The organism is Candidatus Buchananbacteria bacterium CG10_big_fil_rev_8_21_14_0_10_42_9, assembly GCA_002773845.1.
Taxonomy (GTDB): Bacteria; Patescibacteriota; Patescibacteriia; order Buchananbacterales; family 21-14-0-10-42-9; genus 21-14-0-10-42-9.
Genome location: PEZZ01000031.1, coordinates 1 through 6,421, shown reverse-complemented (window position 1 = coordinate 6,421; position 6,421 = coordinate 1). Strand labels below are relative to the sequence as shown.

The following is a 6,421-nucleotide window of genomic DNA, read 5'->3' as shown; positions in this document are numbered from 1 at the left end:
CCGCCAAAGGACGGGCAGGCGCAATGACAACCCCCTCACGCTCCCCCTTCACAGGGGAGGATTATTCTATTGACACCTTTGTGGTGATTTGATACTATATAAATATCCATATGAAAGAGCACGGCATATGTGGCGAGTCCCTATGCAGTGCTTTTTCTTTTTGCTAACTTTTCTTTTAAGAAATATAAATATCTCATTTTTTCTTTAGCTGATTTTCTCAGCAGCGATGAACAGGTTTTACTATGCGGGCTTAATACTGCTGCAAGCTTGTTGTTATCATACAAATAACGGGCCAATGAATAAAAATCACCGTCACTGGTTACCAATATAGCATTGTCATAGTTATTGAAATCAATCATCGCTTGTAGCACTAAATCCGCATCAACATTACCTTTAACTCCATCCTTTCCATTTGGTAGTACTGGCTTGAATTTTAAAACAAAACCAGCTTGTTGCAATTCGTCATACATGTCATTGTGCTCAGGAAGAAAGCCAATAAAAAGATAGGCTCTAGTAACTCTATATTTGTGTAATAGATAGGTGCGGAATCGCTGCCAATCAATTTCCCAGCCTAGGTCACGCTTTGTGCCTTTATATACATTCTGGCTATCAATGAACGCGAAATTGTTTTCTTTTTTGTGCATAAATAAAAACGGCTTGGCGCCGCTTTGATGTTTTGATGTTACTATTGTTTGTGGGGAGTGTCAAATGACTGGATTGCCGAGATTGCGACGCTGCGCCACGTCTGACGTGGCTGCGCTCCCGCCAAAGGACGGGCAGGCGCAATGACAATTGGGGTTCCCCTCACCCCCGCCAAAGGCGGACAGGCACACCCTCTCCCCAGAGGAGAGGGATTATTTATTTCTGTCGAAACTCGCAGATAGTGTTATAGTCGCAAAATTTACACGCCCAGCCGGGGGTGGGTTTGAAATCTGATTTTTCAATCGCTTCAATGCGAGCGATTAGGTCTTGTTCTAATTTTTTTAATTCCCCTTCCCCGCCCAAGAAATTCACTTTGGTGCCGGAATCAAGGTAGTGATAACTTAAATTAGTTGGTTCTTGTTTGAGCGTTTGCTTTGCCGCTAATTGATAAATTAATAATTGTTCTTTGTCGTCGGCTGACAATTTTTTCGGATCTTTGGGTTTGCCGGTTTTATAATCAATTATTTCAATACCTTCAGCAGTTTCGTCAATGCGGTCAATTTTACCTTTGATTGTGCTTTTGCCGACTTTTAAGGTAAAGTCTTTTTCTAAGTGCAAGGGACGAGGTGGATTTTTGGCTAAGTCCTTGTAGTAATTAGTCAGCGACTCTTTGCCTTGTTTATAATATTTTTCTTTTGTTTGTTTGTCCGGGTACCAATCGCCAATCCAGGCCTCGTCGTAGATTTTGAGGAGGTCTTTGAGAGGTGGAATTCCTTTTTTTGTCATTCCGGCCTTTGAGCCGGAATCTCTATTAGATAGAGATCCTGAATCAAGTTCAGGACGACTACTTGTGTGTTCAGGATGACGATCGGGGTGGCCTTTTTCTTTTGTCATTCCGGCCGAGCCTGCCCCCGCGGAGGCGGGGGTTCCGGAATCTCTATTTGATAGAGATCCTGAATCAAGTTCAGGATGACTAGTTGTGTGTTCAGGATGACGATCGGGAGAGGGGTCCTTCGCTGCGCTCGAGGACGACACGGGGAGGAGGGAGGATTGCTGTTTGGTGCTATGCTCTATCATTAAATTTAAAAAGCGTTGTAGGGTCAGATGCATGGTTTGGCCAAAGGAAAAGGTGTGTTTGCCTAAAATCGGCACGCGTAAAATGTAGGCAAATTTGTATTGCAACGGGCATTTGGCAAAAGACGATAACTGCGAATACGAATAGCAGCCGGCGTGGTGCTTGGAATAATCGGCAGCCGCGCCCGCCTGCGGCATTCGGGCAACCGCCTGCTCGGCGGTTGGCTCTCTCATCCCCCCATTTTTAACCTCAATCTTTTTCTCGTTACTAAAACCAAGCTCATCTAAAAACTGCGAGATCTTTTTCTTGCGGCTACCACCATAATCATCGGCTGACGTAAAATACAATCCGCGGCGCGCGCGCGTCATGGCGACATACATTAACCGCCGCTCTTCTTGCAGATGAACGTTACCGGGCAATAATAGCTCTTTGACTAATTCATCTGGTAATTCAATTGGATCTTTTCTTTCAATTGTCGGAAAACGCTTGTCCACTAAATTAACAATAAACACCTGTTCAAATTCCAACCCTTTAGATGCGTGAATGGTCATTACTTTGACCACTTCCGGTCCGGCTTCAATATCCACGCTTAAAGAACCCTCGTCGCCAGCTTCAATTTCTAAATCCAACAATTCCATAAACGTGTTTAAGCGCGGGGCTGAATCTTGGGCTTCAAATTGTTTGATTTTGGAATAAAATTGCTGTAAGTAACTCAGCTGTTCAACTTTACTTTCGGTTTCCCCCAAATGCAAATATTGAGTGTAACCTAAATCTTTTAACGCAGTCACGTATAATTCACTCACATTTTTATCTTTAGCTAATTGCGTATGCCGCTCAATTAGCCCAAGTAATTTTTTGGCAATGTCTAGCGTCCTCGTTTGCAAACCTTTAACGAGTTGAATTTCTTGCAAGGTTTCGTACAGTGACTTGGTTTTTTTGAAAGCGTATAAATTTAGCTTCATTAAATCTTCGGCTGGAATTTTCCAAAACGGATAACTTAAGACGCGAAACAGCGCCGGGCTTTCATGGTAATTATCAAGCAATTTAAAATAAGCAATGACATCTAAAATAACTGGTTTCGTGTATAAGCCGCGCTGGGCAAAAAATTGATACGGAATTTGGGCCCGCTCTAAGGCGTGTAAAAAAATGTTGGCTTGGTTATTGGCGCGAACTAGTATCGCAAAATCAGACCACAAACTTTTGGGCTTCTCTGTTTTTATCTCAATGATTTTTTCCACGACAGCTTTAACTTCATCTTCTAACGTTTCCGCGTGCAAATGCTCAATTGGCGCTTGGCAATTATCCGTGGCTTTTAATTTTTTATTTATGGTTTTAAATTTATCAAGCGCTATCCCCTTCTTTTTGGCTTCTTTGGTTAATTCGTTTAATTTAGATTCCAGGCGATTCGGGTTATTGCCTTGAATAAACGTATAAGATAAATCCAAAATATTTTGGCAGCTGCGGTAATTTTCCACAAGCACCACTTCTTTAGCATCTGGATAATCGCTTTTAAATTCTAAGATGTTATTGATGGAACTCCCGCGAAAGCGGTAAATTGACTGATCGTCATCCGCCACCACGGTTAAATTGTTTTTCGGCGCGGCAAGCATTTTAACTAAATCATATTGGGCGTAGTTGGTGTCTTGAAATTCATCCACTAAAATAAATTTAAATTGCTCGCGATACTTGTCTAATATTTGCGGCCGGTCGCGGAATAATTTAAGCGTGTAGTTTATCAAATCGCCAAAATCTAGCGCGTTGTTATCTAAAAGTAGCTGTTGGTAGGTATGATAGGCGCCCGCAATTTCTTGCAAACGTTTAATTTCAATTTTTTTGGTTTCGGCGCTAGTGCGGCTATCTTTATCTAATTGCAAATTTTCGGCGTATTCTAAATATTCTGCCGGCGTTATTTCTTCGTCTTTGGCGCGGGAGAAGTGTTTAATCATTGCGCCAATAAATTTCGCCGGATTGCCAAGTGGCTTATAATAATCCAAATCAAATTTATCAAAATTTTGGCGCATCAAAAGCCACTGGCCGGTTTCGGTTAGCAACTTAAAATCGTTGCTAAGGCCAATATCAAGCGCGTGCAATTTTAATATCTTTTCACCAAAAGAATGAAAGGTGGAAATCCAAAGATCAGTATAGCCAATGGGCAATAAGGCATCCACCCTCTCTTCCATCTCGCCGGCCGCTTTTTCCGTAAAAGTGAGGGCTAAAATTTCCTCGGGCTTAGCAAGCCCCTGCTCAATGAGCCAAGCGATTTTTTGGGTAATGACGGTGGTTTTCCCGGTGCCGGCGCCAGCCACAATCAAAAGCGGCCCTGATTTGTGTTTGACCGCCTCCAATTGCTCTTTGTTAAGAGATTCCAAAAGCTCCATAGATACTTCATTTTAGCAAAAATGTCATTCCCGCGAAAGCGGGGAATCCAGAAAAAACTGGATCCCCCGCTTTCTTTTTTGTCATTCCCGCGGAGGCGGGAATCTCTATTTGATAGAGATCTCCGGGTCAAGCCAGAAGATGACAATAGCGACAACAATATTTTATTCGCCAGTAGCAAGTTTACACACTTGAATTATCCGTTGGGAATTTAAAGTCTCATCATGCCTGCTAACAAGTCCCGCATGACTTCCGATGTACCAGCAGCCAAAGTGAAAGCTTGAGAATCTTTGTAAATTCGCGCTAGCCAATGGTTTTGCATAAATGCCTCGGCGCCGAATAAATGTACGCACTCTTTAATTATATCTTGGGAAGTTTCATAGCAATAAATTTTTAACATAATAATCTCCTGATCAACTTGCTCCTCTTTTTCAAAGCCAGCGCAAACATTATAAGTAAATTGCTTAGCCGCCTCCAGCCGGCTCGCTAGCTCCGCTACCCTATGACGGATGACTTGTTTTCGGCTTAGAGGCTCACTAAATCTAACTTTATCTTTTAAATAAGTGATTGTTTGCTCTAATACTTGTTCGGCTAATGTATTTAATGCCACTGCACCCATCAACCTCTCTCTCATTAAGCCGTTTAGCAAATAATAAAAACCACGTTGGCTGCCACCCAAAATGTAGTCTTTAGGAATTTCACATTGTAAAAACTTAATTTCAGCCGTGTCGCTAGTTTTAAGCCCGCTAGTTTTCAACTTAGTGATTCCAATTTTGTCTACATCTGTAGGAACCAAAAGTAAGCCAAGCGACCAAATATTTTTATCTGACTTTGTCCTGACCAAAGTAATTAAATATTTGGCTACTGAACCGTTTGTAATATACTTTTTTTCTCCGCTAACTAAAAACTTATCCCCCTGCAAAACTGCTTCAGTTTTGGTTGATACTAAATCCGAGCCGTTTTGAAATTCTGTCGCCGCTAATGATAGATAAAACTCGCCCTTAACCGCCGGCATCAAAATATCGGCTTGTTGCTTTGGGCTAGCTAGCTTCACCAGTAAAGGTAAGGCCATATTAGTGTGGGCCAAGTAAGACATAGCCCAGCCAACCAGTTTACTTTTTGCCAACTCTTCAGCTAAAATCACTTCGTGCCAAAAGCTTAAACCTTGTCCGCCTTTATCTTTGGGTAAACTTACGCCTATCAAATTCTTGCCCGCCATTAGCTTTAAAAGTTCGTTAGGAAAGTGCTCTTGCCTTTCCCATTGATCAACGTGTGGTTCAATTTCTTCTACCACAAAATCACGTACCGTCTTTCTAAAGGTGCGGTACGGCTCTTGGCTAAAAAGTGGATATTGCATAATTAAAATGACTTGAGTGGATCCGAGCTATCTGATGTATCCATGTTTTCAGTCACATATTTAATGACATCGCCTACTGTTTTAATGTGGGCCATTTTTTCAGGCTGGAACGCAACTTTGTACTGACTGCCTAAAACAGCTACCAATTCAACTATGTCCATGGAATCTTTGGCGATTTCTTCAATTAAAGTATTTTCATTTATTTGATCAGCGGTTAAATAAAGAGTTTCCCTGATAGTTTCGATTATTTCTTGATTCATAGCAACTCCTTAAAATATTCCTTAAATGGTTCGGTTTTCGATAGTCGTTCAAAAACCTTTTTATCAACCTCTTCCATTTTTTTCATCACGGCGTTTATTTCTTCTTCATCGCGCTTAGCTATATAATCATCAAGTTCTTTTCTAACCCAGCTAACGTGACCGGTTTCGTCATCAATTAGCTCCTGCAAAGTTGCTTTGACCAAATCATGAGTTCCAGGCAAAGCCAGATGTTTGTTAAAGTGGTCTAACGTACGTTTCTCAAAAACTTGGGTTAAGCACAGAATTTCTAAAATACTCGTAGGCATACCGTATTCTTTGCCGTATTCGGTTTGGTAAGCTTGGGTTACTTTCAGCGGAATGCGGCCTAATTTTTCAATGGTTTCTGTCCACCGCCAGGCATGGCGTGACTCTTCCAGCGCGTGTTCGGTCAAAGGTATACGGATATTCTCAAAATTTGTATGAAAAGCTAATTTGCCAAACAAAATAGCCCCGGCAAGCTCACAGGCACGATAATAGCTTAATATATATAACTCTTGGTCTGATATCATAATAAATAAAAGCTTATAGAGTTTAGCAAAATATAATAATTATGCAAATTATTCCGCCAAGCTATCACTTAATGATTGGCCTAATAATTTTTCAATTCTTTTGTTAAAACTTTGAATAACCTTAATATTATCTTCTTTGGCCGGGGAAACTGATGGAAAAACA

General features: G+C 41.3%; 5 protein-coding genes. All 5 read right to left on the bottom strand.

The window, feature by feature from the left end; genetic code table 11:
* Window positions 1-140: 140 nt before the first annotated feature.
* Entirely contained in the window at window positions 141-644 is a 504-nt protein-coding gene (locus tag COT81_03945; protein ID PIS04917.1) for a hypothetical protein, read from the bottom strand.
* 214 nt (window positions 645-858) lie between these two features.
* Window positions 859-4,095 (bottom strand): hypothetical protein, encoded by a 3,237-nt coding sequence (locus COT81_03940; GenBank protein ID PIS04916.1) that lies wholly within the window; start codon window positions 4,093-4,095, stop codon window positions 859-861.
* Window positions 4,096-4,304: 209 nt separating this feature from the next.
* A complete protein-coding gene (locus COT81_03935; protein PIS04915.1) occupies window positions 4,305-5,450 on the bottom strand; it encodes a hypothetical protein in 1,146 nt (381 codons plus the stop codon).
* A gap of 2 nt (window positions 5,451-5,452) precedes the next feature.
* Entirely contained in the window at window positions 5,453-5,710 is a 258-nt protein-coding gene (locus COT81_03930; GenBank protein PIS04914.1) for an acyl carrier protein, read from the bottom strand.
* A complete protein-coding gene (locus tag COT81_03925) occupies window positions 5,707-6,258 on the bottom strand; it encodes a hypothetical protein (protein PIS04913.1) in 552 nt (183 codons plus the stop codon). Before COT81_03925 ends, COT81_03930 begins: the two co-directional genes overlap by 4 nt.
* Between the last annotated feature and the right edge of the window lie 163 nt (window positions 6,259-6,421).